The organism is Caballeronia sp. NCF2, assembly GCF_023631205.1.
In the GTDB taxonomy this organism is placed as follows: domain Bacteria; phylum Pseudomonadota; class Gammaproteobacteria; order Burkholderiales; family Burkholderiaceae; genus Caballeronia; species Caballeronia zhejiangensis.
Genome location: NZ_JALQDN010000090.1, coordinates 30,948 through 48,231, shown reverse-complemented (window position 1 = coordinate 48,231; position 17,284 = coordinate 30,948). Strand labels below are relative to the sequence as shown.

The following is a 17,284-nucleotide window of genomic DNA, read 5'->3' as shown; positions in this document are numbered from 1 at the left end:
GTGAGGCGTCTAGGCAAGAATGGTGAGGAAATTTGTGTAGGTTGCGACGCAATGGTGAGGTTTCCTGTGTCCGCGCCTGCAAAAGGTGAGGTAGTTTGTGTTGACAGCTCACCTTGCAGCCGTTAACGTACCGCTCGACACAATGAACTAGCGCCGGACACGGAGACGGAATGACGACAGCAGGGCAGGTGGCCACGTCCAGACAACTGGCGCTGGCCCTATTCGACGATGCCAATGCGCAGGGCTTGCCCGTCGACGCCGCCCGCTCGGACATCGGCTTTTCGCGCAAGAACGTCCTGATCCGCATCGTCGATCTTGGCGTGGCGGCTCGTCGCTTGATTGACGCGGCCTATTTCATCGTCGCGCAAGAAGAAAAGATTCACGACCTGTACGACGTCGAGCTCGACTATTTCAAGTGGCTCATGCGCTACTCGAGCCGGAACAACGCGCATCTGGAACAGGTGATCACCGAGGCGCAGAGGGCGCTCATTCAGGCGACCGCGGAAGCCGACGCCGATGGCTCCAAGCCGTTCGGATCGGTTCAACTGATTGGACGCATCTCATACGTCGGCGGACGGTTTCAGTTCCGCGTTCCGCCCGATCTCATCGGAATCATTCGCGGTCCCGGGAAATCGCATTGGCTGAGCTTGCGCATCACGTCGCTTTTCACGCTCAGCTATGCGCGCGTGATGTACGACCATCTGCTTCCCTACGCGTCCGAGGGTATAACCGATTGGTTCACGCTCGACGAATTGCGTGCCTGGCAGGGGACGATGGGCGCAAAAGCGCAGGAATTCAAATACTTCAAGCGCGACTGGCTCGCTCCGGCGGTGGATCAGATTAATGAGGTATCCGATCTTTCCCTCTCGTATGAGACGCGCAATGAACCGGGTTCACGCAAGATCGGACGCATGCGATTTCGCGTCGAGCGCAAGGAAATGGCCGAGCGCCTGCTGCATACGCACGAGCACGCGCAGGCGCTGTATCTGACGCTGAAACAGGAAATCGGTCTGTCCAGCGCGCAGTTGAATCAGATCGCTTCCGACCGCGATACCTTCACCGACGAACGTCTGGAGCAGGCAATCGAGCGTACGCGTTTCAGCCTCAAGCTCGGCAAGGTGTCGAAGAGTCCGGCGGGCTTCTTCATGAAAGCGCTGAAGGAAGGCTGGATCGTCTCGGATGCGGAACGCCAGATGGTTCAGATTCAGGAGAATCTGGCGCTGACCGATCAACGCGACACTGAAGCGAAGCAACAGGCCGAGGCGCGTCGGGCATTGCAGGTCGCGGCACAGGATGTGAACGCTCAGAACCGGATCGTCGATGAAGTCCGTCGCGGCTGGGAGATGTACGAAGCCGCGACGCCGCGGCAGCGCGAAGACTGGCGGCGCACCTACAAGACGAGTCCGGCGGGAAAGCTGACGCTGCGCAGATTGGGCATCGATCCATCGAGCGAGCTCGTCGAAACCATCATTCAGAAATATCCCGATCTGAGAGACGGCTTCTCGGGCTACGTCTTCAACAAGTCGAAAAGCGCGAAGGGCAGGGACTGACCATTACGCAATCGCATCGATCGCAACTAACGGTCTTTAGCAACCGCGCCACCATTTGCTTCGCGATCCCCATGCGCGACGGCAAGAACGACATTGGGCATTCGCACTATCGGCTCGAGCCACGTTCCGCCCTGACGCTCTTCCGGCTCCAGTTCGAGCGCGTCGAAATCGTGAATCCAGTCTTCGACCTGTTCGCGGATGCCGCGAAGGGCACGCGCAAACCGATATCGGCGATTTGAGCTAGTCTGTCCGACTCGATTCCAATCTTCACGAACCTCATGTCCCGCACTCTCCAAATCGACTTCGTCTCCGATATCGCGTGCCCGTGGTGCGCCGTCGGACTCTCTTCGCTGCAACGCGCGCTGGAGCGTCTCGGCGATACCGTCGATGCGCGCATCACCCTTCATCCCTTCGAACTGAATCCGGACATGAGTCCGCAAGGCGAGCGCATCGTCGATTATCTCGGCCGCAAATATGGCCGCACGCCCGAACAGATCGGCGAGACGCAGGCGATGATCCGCGAGCGCGGCGCGCGCGAAGGCTTCGCGTTCGGCGAACGCAAGTGGGTCTACAACACGTTCGATGCTCATCGGCTGCTGCATTGGGCGCGCATCGAAGGCAAGCAACTGCCGCTCAAGCTCGCGCTGCTGCGCGCTTATCACGGTGACGGCAAGGATACGAGCGACCCCGACGTCCTGATCGAAGCGGCTCGCAGCGCCGGGCTCGATGGCGACGAGGCGCGCACGGTGCTGCAAAGCGGTGCGTACGCCGACGAAGTCCGCGCCGAAGAGCGCGAGTTCCAGCAACTCGGCATTCAGTCCGTGCCGGCGATCATCTTCGACCAGAAGTATTTGGTGAGCGGCGGGCAGCCTTCCGAGGCGTTCGAGGAAGCGATCCGGAAGATCATCGACGGGACCGCCTGAAGCCGCCTGCTCAATCGGGCGTCCGCTGCTTCGCGAGAAAACGGTCGAGCTGCGCGGCGAAGTTCTTGCCGTCGCGCGGCGCGTACGGCGGCGGCCCGCCGGTCTGCACGCCGGAGCCGCGCAACTGATCCATCATCGCGCGGATCGACAGACGTTCCTCGATGTTCTCCGCGTTCATCCATTCGCCGCGCGGATCGAGCGCGAACGCGCCCTTTGCGATCACCGCCGCCGCGAGCGGAATGTCCGCCGTGATGACGAGATCGCCAGCCTGCGCCATCTCGACGATGCGCGCGTCGGCGACATCGAAACCGGCGGGCACCTGAATCGCGCGGATCCACGGCGAGGGCGGCGTGCGCAAAAACTGATTCGCGACGAGCGTCACGTGCACCTTCATGCGTGTGCCTGCGCGAAAGAGAATATCCTTCACGACGGCGGGGCAGGCGTCGGCATCGACGATGATTTGCATCCGTTGGCTTCCGATAAGTTATGTCGTGACGAATGAAAGTCGCATGCTCGATGGGCGCAGTGCCGAAACGCGCGCCCTATACTTTCCTCAACGCAAGTCCTCCAGGCGAACGGAGAATCACCGTGAGAACGAAGCTAGCAAGCATTGCCGTGTCATTCTTCCTGGGCGTGGCGGGCGCATCCGCGGCCTCGCTTTCCTATGCGCAGGATACCGGTTCGACCGCAACCGGCGCGACGCAAGCTGCGTCCATGACGAAAGCCGAGAAAAAAGCCGCACGAAAACAGGCGCGCGACAAGAAGAACGCCGAGCTGAAGAAACTCGAGGACGCGGGCTATAACCCCGGCCGCGCGAATGATCCCAACTATCCCCAGGACTTGCAGAACGCTCAGAAGAAAGCGGGGATCGGAGCGGGCGCCAGCCAGTAGCTTCCGACGCGACGTTCCGGCTCGCGAGACATAGAACGCAAAATCCATGACCCGGTTCGGCCGGGTCGGGCCGCGCGGCCGAACGTCGAACCATCGCTTCCGTGATTCCGCCGCGCCGCTCGCGCGTCCTGGCGGCTCGTCAGCCGGCTGCGTTTGTAGCCGCATCCCCTATCTGATCAAAAAACCCTCGCCAATTAGGGTTCGGGCCGCTTGTGCTCGGAATTTTCTCATCCAACACTGAAGTTCGATCCGATACGCCAGATGTCTGTCCGGTATATCGGACATAGGCGAACTTTCGCGTTTCGCTCTGAGCCGGTTCTGGAACCGGTTCCTCCTAACCATCCTTCGAAAGGACCTGCTCATGAAACTCTCGAACATAGGCGTCAGAACCGTTTCGCTGTTCGTCATCGCCGGCGCGCTGGCGTTGGCCGCCTGCACCAAGGTTTCCACGCCGGCCGAAGGCGGCGGCGCAAACGCCGGGGCGGCGGCAGGTTCGTCGACGCTTCAGGCGGTTCTGCAGCGCGGGACGTTGCGGGTCGGCGACTGTCTGACGTTCGCGCCGTTCGGCTTCTACGACAAGGATGGTCAGCCCGACGGCTACGACGTCGATCTCGCCAAGGAACTCGCCAGGCAGATGGGTGTGAAGCTCGAAGTCGTGAACACGACGAGCGCGAACCGCATCCCGAACCTGCAGACGAGCAAGGTCGATGTCGTGTTCTGCAACTTCACGCGCAATCTGGAGCGCGCGAAGGTCATCGAATTCACGACGCCGTATGTCGTCGCGAGCGAGGCGCTGCTGGTCAGGAAGAGCAGCGGCATCAAGTCGGTTCAGGACATGGGCAACCGCACGATCGCGACCGTCAAGGGCTCGACCAACGGCGATGAAGTCCGCTCGCTGAACATCCCGATCAAGATCCAGGAATACGACAGCTCGCAGGCCGCGATTCTCGCCGTCAAGCAAGGCCAGGCCGACGCGATGATCGAGGACAACAACTTCCTCGCGTATCAGGCGAAGCTCGATCCCGAATTGACCGTCACGAACGAAGCACTCGTGCCGCTCGAATACAACGGCTTCGGCGTGAAGGCCGGCGATCAGGCGTGGCTCAACTATCTGAACCTGTTCCTCTTCAACATCAACGCTTCGAAGCTCAACGCGCAGCTCTACAAGAAGTGGTTCGGCACCGATCCGCATTTCCCGCTCAATCCGCAGTTCTGAGGATGAAGTGATGTCGATATCGCACGAGACCGGACGGATGCGGAGGCCGAGATGAACTACGAATGGCTGACCTTGTGGGGCTACGTCCCCGAGTTCCTGAAAGCCGGATGGCTGACGCTGCAGGTGACGCTTCTCGCGTTCGTGCTGTCGCTGGTGCTCGGCTTGCTGGCCGCGCTGGCGAGCCTGTCGCCGATGGCCGCGATCCGCTTCGTCGCGCGCGCGTATGTCGAAGTCATCCGCAATACGCCGGTTCTTTTGCAGATATTCATCGTGTTCTTCGGCTTGCCGTCGGCGGGCATTGCGCTCGATGCCTACTGGGCCGGCGTGATCGCGCTGGGCCTGAACGTCGGCGCTTATCTGTCGGAAGTGTTTCGCGCGGGCATTCAGTCGGTGCCGCGCGGACAGCTCGAAGCCGCGGGCATTCTCGGCCTCGAACGCGGGCAGATCTTCACCGAAATCGTCTTGCCGCAGGCCGCGCGCGCGGTCTATCCGGCGATCGTCAACTATCTGATCCAGCTATTGCTCGGCACGTCGCTGCTCTCCGCGATCGCGCTGCCCGAACTCACCGGCACCGCGACCGTCATCAATTCGCGCACGCTGCTCTACGTGCAGACGTTTTCGGTCGTGCTCGTCGCGTATCTCGTGCTGAGCAACGTGCTGTCGTGGATCGCGGGTCAGCTCGGCGCGCGCATGTTTCATCCGCCGCTCGTCGTCCGGCCGCGCGCACGCTTCGGCGGCCTCGCGTTGCGCCGCGCCAATCGCGCCTGATGCCCGAACCGGAGTCGGATCATGTCATTTGAACTGCTGAGAACCAGTCTGTCGATCCTGCTGCAAGGTCTCGTGACGACGCTTTTGCTGTCCGTCGCGTCGATCGTCGGCGGCACGCTGATCGGCCTTTTCGCCGCCGTGTTGCGATCGTTCGGACCGTGGGGCACGGACCGCATCGCGCGGCTTTATACCGAGCTCTTTCGCGGCACGCCCGTGCTCATCACGCTGATGTTCATCTACTTCGGCGTCTCGTATTTCGGCTATGCGATCGATGTTTTCGCCGCCGGCGTGCTCGGCCTGAGCGTTTATCAAGGCGCGTATATCGCCGAAGTTTTTCGCGCCGGGATCGAAGCGGTGCCGAAAGGCCAGTGGGAAGTCTCGCAGATTCTCGGTCTGTCGCGCACGCAGGCGTTCGCGTTCGTCGTGTTGCCGCAGACCGGCAGGATCGTGTTGCCGCCGCTCATCGGCCAATATCTTTCGCTTATCAAAGATACGTCGATCGTCAGCATGATCGGCATGTCGGAGCTGATGCACGGCGGCCAGGCGATCGTCGATCGCATCGGCAAGCCGGTCGAGATTTACGGACTCGTCGCACTCATTTATTTCGTCGTGTGCTTCCCGCTTTCGCAATGGGTGCGCCACCATGACCGCAGGAGACTGTCGTGAGCAATCAAAGTCAGACCAGGCCCATTATTTCGCTGTCGGGCGTCAGCAAAGCATTCGGCGCGACGCGCGTGCTCAACGAGATCAATCTCGACGTGCGCGCGGGCGAAGTGCTCGTGCTGATCGGCGCGTCGGGTTCGGGCAAAAGCACGGTGCTGCGCATCATGGCGGGGCTCGAAACGACGGATTCCGGCGAAGTATGGGTCAACGAAGTGCCGCTGCACGACCCGAAACGCGCGCGCGATATTCGCGGCCACGTCGGCATGGTGTTCCAGCAGTTCAATCTTTTTCCGCACAAGACCGCGCTCGGCAACGTCACGCTCGCGCTCATCAAGGCGCGCAAGATGAGTCCCGCCGATGCCCGCAAGCGCGCGATGGACGTGCTCGATCGCGTCGGGCTTGCCGACCGTGCGGATCATTATCCGAGCCAGTTGTCCGGCGGACAGCAGCAGCGCGTCGCGATTGCGCGGGCGCTCGCCGTCGAGCCGGGCATCATGTTCTTCGACGAAGCGACTTCGGCGCTCGATCCCGAACTCGTCGGCGAAGTGACCGAAGTGATGCGCGGACTCGCACGCGATGGCATGACGATGGTCGTCGTCACGCACGAGATGGGTTTCGCGCGCAAGACCGCCGATCGGGTCGTCTTCATGGACAAAGGCGTGATCGCGGAGCAGGGCGAGCCGGAGCAGATTTTCGTGAATCCATCCAACGAGCGGACGCGGCAGTTCCTGCATCGCGTGCTCGACCACTGACGCACACGGAGCGAATGAATGGCAGTCACGGAATCGTCGCGAGCGAGGGGAGTCGATCGGGTCATCGCCATGTTCCGGCAATTGCATCTCGCGCAGCGCCCGATGACGATGCGCGAGCTGATCGAAGCGACCGGCGCGCCGCGTTCGAGCATCTACGAGCTGGTCGCGATCCTGGCGGAAGTGGGCTGGCTCGAGACATCGGCCGATGGCAGCGTGTTCTTCGGACGCGAGATGCATTACTACGGCTCCGACTACGCGACGCACAACGACCTCATCAGCCGCGCGCATCAGTCGATACTCGCGCTCGTGCGCAAGTACGACGAGACCACGCAGCTTTGCATGCTCGAAGGAAACAAGTACACCGTGGTGCTGTCCGAAAACAGCGCGCGGCCGTTCAACATCAGCTCGGATATCGGCGTGCGCGTGCCGATTCCGTGGACGGCGACCGGACGCCTGCTGCTCGGCCACCTGAACGCCGATGAAATCCGCGCCCTGATTCCCGCCGAAGACTTCGCGCTCGACAACGGCGTGCGCATCGACTTCGATGAATTCATGCGCGATGTGCAAGCCGCGAAGAATCAGGGCTATTGCTGCACCGAAGGCTTGTCGAACGCGTTTCGCCTGTGCATGGCCGCGCCCGTGCGCGATCGCGCCGGACTGCCGATCGCGGCGCTGTGCTTCATGACGGGCCGCGACACCGATCCGGAGCGACGCCAGTCGATGCTCGACGACCTTCTGCAATCGGCGAAGGCGCTGTCGCATCGATAGCGCACATCACGCGAACGCACATGACGACGCCAGCCGCAGACGACGATCCGCTTCGACGCATCGCGCAACTCGAAGAAGAGAATGTCGCGCTAAGGGAAGTGAACGACATTTTGCGCAAGGCCGTCGCGTTCTATGCGCCGATGTTCGAGCGGGAGATGGCGTCGCAGCGTCAATCGACGGAAGACGCTTAGGTCGCCCAGCCGAGTCCGAGACTCTTCTGCAACGCGACGAAGTCCTTCAGCAGTTCGGCCTGCGCGGCGACCACGTCCTGCTGCGCGGCGAATTGCGTGCGCTGTGCGTCGAGCAGATCGATGAGCGTCGATACGCCCGCCGTATAACGTTGCCGCACGAGCGTGGCCGACCGCTCCGCCGACGCCTGCACCTGCTGCAGCCGCACGACATGCTCGCGCTGGTTGCCGTAACGCGACAGCGACGAATTCGCGTCCTTCAGCGCGCCGAGCACGGTCTTTTCGTAGCGCGCTTCGGCTTCGTCGCGCGCGGCTTTGGCGGCATCGACATTCGCCGCCGTGCGCCCGAAGTCGAACAGATTCCATTGCAGATACGGCACGCCGACCCACGAGAAATTCTGCTTGCGCAGCAGATGACTCGGCTCCGATGCGGAGAAACCGATATCGCCGAGCAGCGTCACCTTCGGAAAATAATCGGCAATATGCTCGCCGATCTGCGCATTGCTCGATGCGAGACGACGCTCGGCCGCGCGGATATCCGGACGCTGCTGGAGCATGGCCGCCGGATCGCCGATCGGCACCGACGACGGCAACGCGGGCAACGGCGCACGCGCGCCGAGTTCGGCATCGAGCGCGCCGGGCGCGCGGCCCGTCAGCACGGCGAGTTGATCCAGCGAATCGGTGATCTGCGTCTGCAAGGGCACGAGCGTCGCACGCGTCGTGTCGACCTGCGTCGTGAGCCGCTCGACATCGACTTCCGCCGCCGTGCCGCGCGCGCGCCGCTGCTCGGTGAGCGTCAGCATCTGCTGCTGATACTCGGCCGTGCGTTCCGCGAGCGCAAGGCGTTCCTGCTGATCGCGCAAGTCGATGTACACCGACGCCACTTCCGCCGCGAGCGACACCTGCGCGTCCGAAAGATCGGCGTGCACGGCTTCGGCTTCGCCGGATGCCGCTTCGATCGCGCGGCGCGTGCCGCCGAAGAGATCGAGCTCCCACGAGGCATCGAAGCCGACGGTGTAGAAATCGACCGGACCGCGTCCCGTCGAACCCGACGAACCGTCATCGCCCGACGAACCGAAGATCGACGTATCCGGCGAGCGCATGCGCAACGCCGCCGCCGATCCCGACACTTTCGGCAACTCGTTGGCGCGCTGTCCGCGCAGTTGCGAACGCGACTGACGCAAGCGCGCCTGCGCCATCTTCAGATCGGGATTGTGGGCGAACGCGGCATCGATGAGCGCGTTCAGTTGCGGATCGTTGAGCGCTTGCCACCACGTCGCGGGCGCGTGCGTCGCGACGACGCCCTGCGCCGGCGCGCGCACGAAGGCGGCGCTTTTCGCGGCGTCGGGCGCGATTTCCGGCGCGCCGCGATAGTCGGGGCCGACCGTGCACGCGGCGAGCGCGAAAGCAGCGAGCGGAAGCAGGGCGGTCAGGCGAAGCGTGCGAGGGAACATCGTCGATGAATTCATGAATCAGTGGCCGGCAGAAGACATGTCGCCGGATTGGCCGCGCGGCGTCTTGAGCAAGAGTGCGAGCGGCAGACACGCGAGCAGCGCGATCGCCAGCACGTAGAAGGTTTCGGAGTAAGTCATGACGATCGCCTGCTGACCGATTTGCATCGACAACTGGCCGAGCGCCTGCATCTTCGCGTGCGCCATGTCGCCGCCCTGCGCGAAAAAGCTGGCGGCGCTCGCGGCCATGCGTTCCTGACCGATGACGGAATTCGCCGTCAGCGATTCGCGGATCGATGCGGTGTGAAAGTCGTTGCGACGGTCGATCACGGTGCCGATGATCGCAAGCCCGACCGAACCGCCGAGATTGCGCGCCATGTTGTAGAGGCCGGCCGCATCGCCGGATTCTTCGCGCGAAACGGCGGCCATCGACGCCTGATTGAGCGGCATCATCGCGAGCATCTGGCCGAAGCCGCGCAAGATCTGCGACCAGAAGAAATCGTGGCCGACGCTTTGCGCGGTGAGCGAGATATCGAGCAGGCAGCTCGCGGCGAAGCACAGCAGGCCCGAGATGACGAGCACGCGAAAATCCACCTTGCCGAGCAGACGCGGCAGCACCGGCATGATGAGAAACGCGGGCACGCCCGACACGAGCATGATCGCGCCGGATTGCAGCGCGTTATAGCCCGCGACGACGCTCAGAAACTGCGGCAGCAGGAACGACACGCAATACAGCCCCGCGCCGACGGCGAACACGATCAGAATCACGCTCGCATAGCGCGGATTGCGCAGCAGCGACAGCCGCACGATTGGCTTCGTCGCGACGAATTGCGAGATCGCGATGAGCAGGAAGCCGACCGCCGTGACGCACGTGAGCATCACGATTTCATGCGATTCGAACCACTGATTGCGCTGGCCTTCTTCGAGCACGACGGTAAGCGAGCTCAGGCCGATGGCGAGTCCCGCTATGCCGATCCAGTCGGCCTTGAAGAACGATTCCCAATGCGACTTCTCCGCCGGCAAGCCGGTGATGAGCAATGCGACGAGCGCGAAGCCGACCGGCACGTTGACGAAGAAGCACCACGACCACGAGATGTTCTCCGCGAGCCAGCCGCCCAGCACGGGTCCGAGCAGCGGCCCGAGCAACACGATCAGGCCGAAGATCGTCATGCCGACGGGCATCTGCTCGCGCGGCAGCCGCGTGCGGATGATGGTCTGCGCGGTCGGAATCATCGCGCCGCCGGTGAAGCCCTGGCCGATGCGGCCCACGACCATCATCGACAGCGACGTCGAGAAGCCGCACATCACCGAGAACAGCGTGAAGAGCACCGCGTTGCCGAGCAGAAAATTGCGCAGCCCGAACACGCGCGTGAGCCACGCGGCGAGCGGGATCATCACGATTTCCGACATCAGGTAGCCGGTGGAGATCCAGGTCCCTTCGGTGCCGGTCGCGCCGATTTCGCCTTGAATCTGCGGCAGCGCGGAGTTGGTGATGGAAATGTCGAGCGTGGCCATCAGCGCGCCGAGCGCGCCGGCCGTGACCGCGATCCAGTCGGTCGCGCTCGCGCGATGCGGATGCGCGGCGGCCTCAGTCATGGCGATTTTCCGCCGCGATGCGATGGCTGTCGTCGGTGGCGGTTTTGGTGTCGACATCGACCGTTACCGAGAGGCCCGGCAGCAGCACCTTGCGCGTTTGCGGACCCGTATCGACGCGAATGCGCACCGGCACGCGCTGCACGATCTTCGTGAAGTTGCCTGTCGCGTTCTCCGGCGGCAGCAGCGCGAACTGCGCGCCGGTGCCGGGCGCGAAGCTTTCGACGACGCCGTGCAACTCGGTGCCCTTGAGTGCATCGACGTGCAGCGTCGCCGGCTGGCCGACGCGCATGCGCCCGACCTGCGTTTCCTTGAAGTTCGCTTCCAGATAGAGCGCCTCGACCGGCACGACCGTCATCAAGCGCGTGCCCGGCTGCACATACTGGCCGACGCGCACGGTGCGATCGCCGACGCGCCCCGCGACCGGGCTCACGAGCGTCGTGTCGCTCAGATCGAGCTTCGACTGATTCAGTTGCGCCTGCGCCGCTTCGACTTGCGCGCGCGCCTGCGCGATCTGCGCTTCGGTCGCGCCGATCTGCGTCGATGCCGAACGCGCGGCGGCGAGATTCGCGGCAAGCGTGGCGCGCGCCTGATCGCGCGTGGAGACGAGGCTCGCGAGACGCTCGGCGGTTTCGGCGCCGGTCGCGACGAGCGGACGATAACGGTTCACGTCGTCTTCCGCATGCGCGAGGCTTACGCGCGACACTTCGGCCTGCGCCTTCGCCTGATCGGCGTTGGCGTGCTGCTGCTTCAGCTCGGCTTCGGCGCGGTCGATGTCGGCGGCGCGCGCATCGAGCGCGGCCTTCGCCTGATCGAGCGAGGCCTGATACTGCCGCGTATCGAGCCGCGCGAGCGGCGCGCCGGCCTCGACCGCCTGATTGTCGGCGACGAGCACTTCGGTGATATAGCCGCTTACTTTCGGCGCGATGGTGACGCTGTCGGCCTTGAGATAGGCGTCGTCGGTGGTTTCGACGAAACGGCCGACCGTCCACCAGCGCACGCCCCATGCAATGCCGGCGACGACCGCGACGATGCCGATTGCAATCAGCAGGCGTTTGCGTGACGGTTTGCGTTCGACGGCGTCGGCGGGTTGGCCGCCGTGCGTGGGCGCTGTGACTGACATGTGTTCTCCGGGAGCTTTCGCGCCACCGCGCGGGTGCGGTAGCCTTCGATGAATGCGGGACGGCGAGGGCGTTGCGGCCAGAAATGACTACGATGTCACCGCGACGCGCTCGCCAAACTAGACGATGCCGTCTAGTATGCACGAATCTAGACGCGAGCGTCTAGTTTGACCTTGCTCGAGGAGAGACAATGAAGAAGGCTCGCGCCGACAATGAAAGCGAATTGCAGGATCCGGAGCGCGCCAGCACGGCTCGTTCGCCCTTGCAGGCGCGCGGGCGCGCGCGCATCGAGGCGGTGCTGGATGCGACCGCCGAGCTGATCGTCGAAAAGGGGTTGGAAGGCGTGACGATGCACGGCGTCGCGCGGCGTGCGCAAACGCCGATCGGCTCGATGTATCACTTCTTTCCGGATCGCGACGCGTTGCTCGCCGCGTTGTGGGACCGCCACGCGGCGGCGCTGCAGGAACTCGAAGACGAACTTGCGCGGGTCGACAGCGAGACCTGGCGGGCGTTGTCGGCGGAAGCGGTGATCGATCGGATCATGTCGCCGCATATCGAATATTTCGACCGCAAGACCGATCTCCTGATTCTGATGTCGGTCATGCCGCACGATGAAGCGAAGAAAAAGCGCAAGTCCAGCATGATGCGCAAGGTGATCGACGCACGCATGCCCGGCGTGAAAGCGTCCGAGCGCGAACTGTACGTGGACATGCTGCACGCGCTCGCGAGCGGCGCGCTGGCCGTCAAGCTGCGTCCCGCAATGGGCGACGTGCAACTGGCGCGCCGTTATCTGCGCGAGGTCAAGCGGGCGCTCGCCGCGTATCTCGCCGCCGTGGAGGCGGCGGTGCTCAAATGATGGACGGGCCTTCCAGTCTCTATCGGCCATGATTCGTCGTATTTTGTCCGACGATTCGACGGAAACGGCCATGCGCCATATAGGGCGATTATCTTTTCATCGCAACAACGGCGCGGAAACGGGATAATGACTTGTCCAAAGAAAACACGCCGAGCACAAAAAGCAGGCTCCACGAATGACGAGGGTCGGTCGGGGTGCCTGCGCTCGGTTAAACACGGGTCATAAATGTCCAACAGTCCAGCCAGCATTCAAGGCGATTTTCTCAACGCGCTGCGCAAAGAACGCAAGCGGGTTTCCATTTATCTCGTTAATGGGATCAAGCTGACGGGCCATATCCAGTCGTTCGACACCTATATGGTCTATCTCAATTCGACGAGCGGAAACCAGGTTCTTTTCAAGCACGCGATTTCCACCATTTGCGAAGATCACGGCGCGCCCGGCCGGCCGAATCATCGCGAGAGCCGTGGTCCGGGCGACCGTCCGCCGCGTCCGCCGCGCAGCTAGTCCGGTCTCGCGCGCGAGTTGGCCCAAGCGACGCGCGCGTGAGCTTGCTCACGCGCGTCGACGGGCGACTATCCGCGCGCCGCGATCGCGTGGCGCAATTCCTGATAGCCGCGCAATCCCGCCACGCCGAGCTCGCGGCCGATTCCGCTCAGTCCGAGTCCGCCCCAGCACGCCTGCGGGAAGATCAACTGCGGTGTGTTGATCCACACGAGGCCCGCGCGCAGCGCATGGCGAAAGCGCCGTGCGGCGTCTTCATCGCGCGTCACGACGGTTGCGACGAGCCCATAACGCGTGCCGTTGGCGAGCGCGATGGCTTCATCGTCGGTGCGGAACGACTTCACGCACGCGACCGGCCCGAACACTTCTTCCGTCCAAAGCACGTTGGCGGCATCCGGTTCGGCGACGACGACCGGCGCCATGAAAAAGCCGTCCGCGCAAGCGCCGTCGAGCGCGCCGCGGAACGCGATGCGCGCGCCGTCCGCCACGCCCTGCTCGACGAGCGCCTGCACGCGCGCACGCTGCGCATGCGATACGAGCGGGCCCATCGCGGCATTTTCGACGTGCGGCGGGGCAACCACGAGCGCGCGCACGGCCGCTTCGAGCGCGGCCACGAACTTGCGATAGACCTCGTCGTGAACGAGGATGCGCGACGTCGCCGAGCACATTTGCCCGGCGTTCGTGAACGCGCCGCCCATTGCGAGCGCGACCGCGTACTCGATGTCCGCATCGGCGCGCACGATCAGCGCCGATTTCCCGCCGAGTTCGAGCGTCACGCGCTTCATGTCCTGCGCCGCCGTCTGCATCACCTTGCGGCCGACGCCCGTGCTGCCCGTGAACGAAATCTTGTCGATGAGCGGATGCGCCGCGAGCAGCGCGCCGACTTCGCCGCTGCCGTTCGCGATATTCACGACGCCATCTGGCACGCCCGCCGCCGTCATGATTTCCGCGAGCAGATGCTCGACCGGCGACGTCAATTCCGAAGGCTTCAGCACGGCCGTGCACCCCGCCGCGAGCGCGGGCGCGATCTTCCACGCGGTCGTGACCATCGGGAAATTCCACGGCACGATCAGCGCGGCCACGCCGACCGCTTCGTAATGGCGCTCGCCCGTCACGGCGTCGTCGGGCAATGTCAGCGTCTCGGTCGCAAAAAGCGATGCGTCCGCGCACAGGTCCGCGTAGTAGTCGAACGTGGCGATGGCGTCGCTGACGTCGGTGTCGGCTTCGAGCGGAGGCTTGCCGCTGACTGCTTGCTGCATCGACGAAAGACGCGTGCGGTTCGCAGCGAGCGACTGCGCGATCTTGCGCAGCACCTCGCCGCGCGATGCGGGCGTGCGGTTGCGCCATGCATCGAGCGCGGCGTGCGCGGCACGCACGGCGGCATCGACTTGCGCGGCGTCGGCATGTTCCTGCCAGCCGATGACCGCGCCCGTCGACGCGTTGTGGATCGCGTTGCCCGCTTCCAGAACCGATGCGCCATAGCGCGTGCCCGCGATCGTCGCGGCCGGCAGAAGAATCGAGTGATTGTCGCGGATATTCATGATCGTCCTCGATGGTTCAACGGTACGCGACGCCCGGCATCACGCAGAGCATCTCGAATGCGAGATTCGCGCCGACGAGCGCCGTCGTTCCGGCCTGATCGTAAGGCGGCGAGACCTCGACGAGATCCGCGCCCACGACATTCAGGCCCTTCATGCCGCGCACGATTTCAAGGCCTTGCTGCACGGAAAGGCCGCCGATTTCCGGCGTGCCGGTGCCGGGTGCAAACGAGGGATCGAGCCCGTCGATATCGAAGCTCAGATACACCGGTGCGTCGCCCACGCGCGCGCGGACTTCTTCCATCAACGGCGCGAGCGACCGGTTCCAGCACGCTTCGGCCTGCACGACGGTGAAGCCCTGCTTGCGGCACCAGTCGAAGTCGTCGGCGTGATAGCCCGTGCCGCGCAGACCGATTTGCGTGACCTGATCGCAGCGAAGCAGGCCGTCCTCGACCGCGCGTCGAAACGGCGTGCCGTGCGCGATCTTCTCGCCGAACATCGTGTCGTTGACGTCCGCGTGCGCATCGACGTGCACGACCGCGACCTTGCCGTACTTCTTGTGCAGCGCGCGCAGGATCGGCCACGCGATCGTGTGATCGCCGCCGAGCGTGATCGGGCGACAGCCGCTCGCGACGATCTCGTCGTACGCCGATTCGATCAGCCGCATCGAATCCTTCAGGTCGTAGGGATTCGTCGCGACGTCGCCGATATCGGCCACTTGCAGCGAATCGAAGGGCGCGGCGCGCGTCGCCATGTTGTACGGACGCAGCAGCACCGATTCCGCGCGGATCTGGCGCGGCCCGAAGCGCGCGCCCGAACGGTTCGACGTGCCGATATCGAGCGGCACGCCGACGAAACACGCGTCGAGACCAACGGTGCTCGCCGCCTGCGGCAGCCGCATCATGGTCGCGATGCCGGCGAAGCGCGGCATGTCGTTGCCGCCGAGCGGCTGATTGAGTTCGCGCTGCATCGATACGTCTCCCGTCATCGTTGTGAGGACGGGGCGATGTTAGGCGAGGCGAGCGCCGCGCGAATCACGAAATGGAGATGTTCACATCGAGCCGGTTCGATGTGAACGCGGCTTCAGGTGGCGTGCAGACGAGGATGCTCCTGCCCCCACGCGATCAGATCGCGCTTGGTCCGCACGCCGAGCTTCGCGAACGCGCGCTTCACATACGACTCGGCCGTACCGATTCGCACACCGATGATTTCCGCCGCTTCGGGCACCGTGCGGCCCGTGATCAGATGCGTGCAGATCTCGTATTCGCGCTTCGACAGACGCACGCGATCCTCGGCGATGCGCGCATCGAACTGAGCGAGCGGATGCAGGAACGACGTCGGATGCGCGACGCGTTTCGCGGCGCTCGTCGAAGCATGCAGCTCCAGCAGCGGAAACAGGAACTCGCTCACGTTGCGAAAGCGGTTCATCTCGGCGAGCGTGAACGGCGGCGCATCGAGCGCGCGTTCGAGCGCGATGGAATCCTGCGCGTGCGGCGTGCCGCGCGCGAGCACGCATTCGTGCGCGATCGACGCTTCGTCGAAGAGCCGCTGACGGAATTCGCCCGGCGGAATCGCGCCGATATCGCGCACGACGAGCATCGTCCCGACCTTGCCGCGAATGCCCGCGAAGAGCGGATCGCTGTCGTAGAAGCGGTCGTAGTACAGCGTCATGACATCGGAGATGACGCTCGTGTCCATGCCGACGCCGCTGCTGCCGATCCACTCGCAGCGAAACCCCGTGGGCTTGCTGCGATCGACGCGCGAACGTTCGATGTGCACGACATTGAGCGGCACGACTTCATTGAGAAGCAGCGTGAGACGCGGCACGAAATCCGGCGTGCCGACAGCTTCGATGACTTTGCCGAGCGTCTTGAAAGACAGCGGAAACGCGGCTTGATCCTGATTGAGCGGGGGTACGTTGAGCAGCATGGCGCGCCCCAAAGAAAAGGCTGTCCGATTGTAGATCAAGCGCCGTATCGCCCGCCAGACGGGGATTTCGAGGTAACTAGGTATTTACCCGCAGATCGCTGAAACGCGGCTTGTCCCCCCTGCGGGGGGGCATACCGGGGCATGTCGACCCGGTAACTTTGGCGCACCGATTCATTGAAAACGACGCACCGAAGGAAACACATGAGCAAGCTGATTCAGGACATCGCGCCGCTGGGCGCTGGCATCGGGCAATTCACGCAACTCGATTACGGCATGGACGAAAGCGACTGGCGCGCGGCCGAAGGTAAGACCGGCAACTACGTGATCGGCTGGTGGGAAGGCAAGGTCGGCGCCGTCGATTTCCCCGCGACCACCGCCGACGAAGCCGTCTGGCTTGTCGAAGGCCGCATCGCGCTGACCGATATGAACGGCGCGCGCCGCGAGTTCGCGGCGGGCGAGGGCTATCTGCTGCCGGCCGGTTTCGCGGGCCGCTGGGAAACGATCGAGGACGCGAAGAAGTTCTACGTCGTGCTCGAACCGCAGCAATAACGTCGCGCACCGCGCCCGAGGAGGAGA

The 17,284-nt window shown here is 63.8% G+C and carries 20 protein-coding genes; 13 read left to right on the top strand and 7 right to left on the bottom strand.

What is annotated here, in order from left to right; genetic code table 11:
- Positions 1-170 precede the first annotated feature (170 nt).
- The 3 genes from NCS02_RS33340 to NCS02_RS33330 all read left to right on the top strand — a co-directional run bounded on the left by NCS02_RS33340 (position 171) and on the right by NCS02_RS33330 (position 2,473).
- Positions 171-1,550 (top strand): replication initiation protein, encoded by a 1,380-nt coding sequence (locus tag NCS02_RS33340; RefSeq protein WP_175982394.1) that lies wholly within the window; start codon positions 171-173, stop codon positions 1,548-1,550.
- A gap of 71 nt (positions 1,551-1,621) precedes the next feature.
- Complete coding sequence (locus tag NCS02_RS33335) at positions 1,622-1,789, top strand: hypothetical protein (RefSeq protein WP_250457712.1); 168 nt, start codon at positions 1,622-1,624, stop codon at positions 1,787-1,789.
- Positions 1,790-1,828: 39 nt separating this feature from the next.
- On the top strand, positions 1,829-2,473 hold the full coding sequence (locus NCS02_RS33330; protein WP_008345316.1) for a DsbA family oxidoreductase: 645 nt from the start codon (positions 1,829-1,831) through the stop codon (positions 2,471-2,473).
- Between the two features lie 10 nt (positions 2,474-2,483).
- Here NCS02_RS33330 and NCS02_RS33325 read toward each other — a convergent pair whose 3' ends face one another.
- Positions 2,484-2,939, bottom strand: a complete 456-nt coding sequence (locus NCS02_RS33325; RefSeq protein WP_008345317.1) for a YaiI/YqxD family protein — start codon at positions 2,937-2,939, stop codon at positions 2,484-2,486.
- A gap of 116 nt (positions 2,940-3,055) precedes the next feature.
- On the opposite strand from NCS02_RS33325, the gene NCS02_RS33320 reads away from it, so the two are divergent.
- From NCS02_RS33320 to NCS02_RS33290, 7 genes are all read left to right on the top strand, one after another.
- On the top strand, positions 3,056-3,364 hold the full coding sequence (locus NCS02_RS33320; protein WP_372492612.1) for a hypothetical protein: 309 nt from the start codon (positions 3,056-3,058) through the stop codon (positions 3,362-3,364).
- A gap of 361 nt (positions 3,365-3,725) precedes the next feature.
- The gene (locus NCS02_RS33315; protein WP_250520480.1) at positions 3,726-4,580 is read left to right on the top strand and encodes an ABC transporter substrate-binding protein; all 855 of its coding nucleotides are present in this window, start codon (positions 3,726-3,728) and stop codon (positions 4,578-4,580) included.
- A 51-nt stretch (positions 4,581-4,631) separates the two neighbouring features.
- Positions 4,632-5,348, top strand: a complete 717-nt coding sequence (locus tag NCS02_RS33310) for an amino acid ABC transporter permease (RefSeq protein WP_008345320.1) — start codon at positions 4,632-4,634, stop codon at positions 5,346-5,348.
- Positions 5,349-5,369: 21 nt separating this feature from the next.
- Entirely contained in the window at positions 5,370-6,014 is a 645-nt protein-coding gene (locus tag NCS02_RS33305; protein WP_250520479.1) for an amino acid ABC transporter permease, read from the top strand.
- Positions 6,011-6,763, top strand: coding sequence for an amino acid ABC transporter ATP-binding protein (locus tag NCS02_RS33300; protein WP_008345322.1), 753 nt, complete (start codon positions 6,011-6,013; stop codon positions 6,761-6,763). Before NCS02_RS33305 ends, NCS02_RS33300 begins: the two co-directional genes overlap by 4 nt.
- Before the next feature lie 18 nt (positions 6,764-6,781).
- Positions 6,782-7,531: an IclR family transcriptional regulator gene (locus tag NCS02_RS33295; RefSeq protein WP_008345323.1), complete on the top strand. Its 750-nt coding sequence runs from the start codon at positions 6,782-6,784 to the stop codon at positions 7,529-7,531.
- Positions 7,532-7,551: 20 nt separating this feature from the next.
- Positions 7,552-7,722 carry a hypothetical protein gene (locus NCS02_RS33290; RefSeq protein ID WP_008345324.1) on the top strand — a complete coding sequence of 57 codons (171 nt, stop codon included), beginning with the start codon at positions 7,552-7,554 and terminating at the stop codon, positions 7,720-7,722.
- On the opposite strand, the gene NCS02_RS33285 is transcribed toward NCS02_RS33290, so the two are convergent.
- Genes NCS02_RS33285 through NCS02_RS33275 form a run of 3 tightly spaced genes read right to left on the bottom strand, consistent with a single transcriptional unit; the run spans position 7,719 to position 11,886 of the window.
- The gene (locus NCS02_RS33285; protein ID WP_372492611.1) at positions 7,719-9,188 is read right to left on the bottom strand and encodes an efflux transporter outer membrane subunit; all 1,470 of its coding nucleotides are present in this window, start codon (positions 9,186-9,188) and stop codon (positions 7,719-7,721) included. The two genes, NCS02_RS33290 and NCS02_RS33285, sit on opposite strands and share 4 nt — an antisense overlap.
- A gap of 3 nt (positions 9,189-9,191) precedes the next feature.
- Positions 9,192-10,766 (bottom strand): MDR family MFS transporter, encoded by a 1,575-nt coding sequence (locus NCS02_RS33280; RefSeq protein ID WP_250520478.1) that lies wholly within the window; start codon positions 10,764-10,766, stop codon positions 9,192-9,194.
- Complete coding sequence (locus tag NCS02_RS33275) at positions 10,759-11,886, bottom strand: HlyD family secretion protein (protein ID WP_008345327.1); 1,128 nt, start codon at positions 11,884-11,886, stop codon at positions 10,759-10,761. Before NCS02_RS33275 ends, NCS02_RS33280 begins: the two co-directional genes overlap by 8 nt.
- A gap of 188 nt (positions 11,887-12,074) precedes the next feature.
- Here NCS02_RS33275 and NCS02_RS33270 point away from each other — a divergent pair, with 188 nt between their 5' ends.
- Positions 12,075-12,740 (top strand): TetR/AcrR family transcriptional regulator, encoded by a 666-nt coding sequence (locus NCS02_RS33270; protein ID WP_008345328.1) that lies wholly within the window; start codon positions 12,075-12,077, stop codon positions 12,738-12,740.
- Between the two features lie 225 nt (positions 12,741-12,965).
- The gene (hfq, locus tag NCS02_RS33265; RefSeq protein ID WP_008345329.1) at positions 12,966-13,244 is read left to right on the top strand and encodes an RNA chaperone Hfq; all 279 of its coding nucleotides are present in this window, start codon (positions 12,966-12,968) and stop codon (positions 13,242-13,244) included.
- Between the two features lie 68 nt (positions 13,245-13,312).
- On the opposite strand, the gene NCS02_RS33260 is transcribed toward hfq, so the two are convergent.
- The 3 genes from NCS02_RS33260 to NCS02_RS33250 form a co-directional block, all read right to left on the bottom strand.
- Positions 13,313-14,782, bottom strand: coding sequence for an aldehyde dehydrogenase family protein (locus NCS02_RS33260; protein WP_250520477.1), 1,470 nt, complete (start codon positions 14,780-14,782; stop codon positions 13,313-13,315).
- Between the two features lie 16 nt (positions 14,783-14,798).
- Positions 14,799-15,749, bottom strand: a complete 951-nt coding sequence (speB, locus tag NCS02_RS33255) for an agmatinase (protein WP_175982400.1) — start codon at positions 15,747-15,749, stop codon at positions 14,799-14,801.
- 113 nt (positions 15,750-15,862) lie between these two features.
- Complete coding sequence (locus NCS02_RS33250; RefSeq protein ID WP_008345332.1) at positions 15,863-16,708, bottom strand: helix-turn-helix transcriptional regulator; 846 nt, start codon at positions 16,706-16,708, stop codon at positions 15,863-15,865.
- A 201-nt stretch (positions 16,709-16,909) separates the two neighbouring features.
- Here NCS02_RS33250 and NCS02_RS33245 point away from each other — a divergent pair, with 201 nt between their 5' ends.
- Positions 16,910-17,257 (top strand): cupin domain-containing protein, encoded by a 348-nt coding sequence (locus tag NCS02_RS33245; RefSeq protein ID WP_008345333.1) that lies wholly within the window; start codon positions 16,910-16,912, stop codon positions 17,255-17,257.
- Positions 17,258-17,284: the final 27 nt, after the last annotated feature.

Coding starts and splice junctions, on each gene's coding strand:
- NCS02_RS33340 (WP_175982394.1), top strand. CDS start 171: ATGACGACAGCAGGGCAGGTGGCCACGTCCAGACAACTGGCGCTGGCC.
- NCS02_RS33335 (WP_250457712.1), top strand. CDS start 1,622: ATGCGCGACGGCAAGAACGACATTGGGCATTCGCACTATCGGCTCGAG.
- NCS02_RS33330 (WP_008345316.1), top strand. CDS start 1,829: ATGTCCCGCACTCTCCAAATCGACTTCGTCTCCGATATCGCGTGCCCG.
- NCS02_RS33325 (WP_008345317.1), bottom strand. CDS start 2,939: ATGCAAATCATCGTCGATGCCGACGCCTGCCCCGCCGTCGTGAAGGAT.
- NCS02_RS33315 (WP_250520480.1), top strand. CDS start 3,726: ATGAAACTCTCGAACATAGGCGTCAGAACCGTTTCGCTGTTCGTCATC.
- NCS02_RS33310 (WP_008345320.1), top strand. CDS start 4,632: ATGAACTACGAATGGCTGACCTTGTGGGGCTACGTCCCCGAGTTCCTG.
- NCS02_RS33305 (WP_250520479.1), top strand. CDS start 5,370: ATGTCATTTGAACTGCTGAGAACCAGTCTGTCGATCCTGCTGCAAGGT.
- NCS02_RS33295 (WP_008345323.1), top strand. CDS start 6,782: ATGGCAGTCACGGAATCGTCGCGAGCGAGGGGAGTCGATCGGGTCATC.
- NCS02_RS33290 (WP_008345324.1), top strand. CDS start 7,552: ATGACGACGCCAGCCGCAGACGACGATCCGCTTCGACGCATCGCGCAA.
- NCS02_RS33285 (WP_372492611.1), bottom strand. CDS start 9,188: ATGAATTCATCGACGATGTTCCCTCGCACGCTTCGCCTGACCGCCCTG.
- NCS02_RS33280 (WP_250520478.1), bottom strand. CDS start 10,766: ATGACTGAGGCCGCCGCGCATCCGCATCGCGCGAGCGCGACCGACTGG.
- NCS02_RS33275 (WP_008345327.1), bottom strand. CDS start 11,886: ATGTCAGTCACAGCGCCCACGCACGGCGGCCAACCCGCCGACGCCGTC.
- NCS02_RS33270 (WP_008345328.1), top strand. CDS start 12,075: ATGAAGAAGGCTCGCGCCGACAATGAAAGCGAATTGCAGGATCCGGAG.
- hfq (WP_008345329.1), top strand. CDS start 12,966: ATGTCCAACAGTCCAGCCAGCATTCAAGGCGATTTTCTCAACGCGCTG.
- NCS02_RS33260 (WP_250520477.1), bottom strand. CDS start 14,782: ATGAATATCCGCGACAATCACTCGATTCTTCTGCCGGCCGCGACGATC.
- speB (WP_175982400.1), bottom strand. CDS start 15,749: ATGCAGCGCGAACTCAATCAGCCGCTCGGCGGCAACGACATGCCGCGC.
- NCS02_RS33250 (WP_008345332.1), bottom strand. CDS start 16,708: ATGCTGCTCAACGTACCCCCGCTCAATCAGGATCAAGCCGCGTTTCCG.
- NCS02_RS33245 (WP_008345333.1), top strand. CDS start 16,910: ATGAGCAAGCTGATTCAGGACATCGCGCCGCTGGGCGCTGGCATCGGG.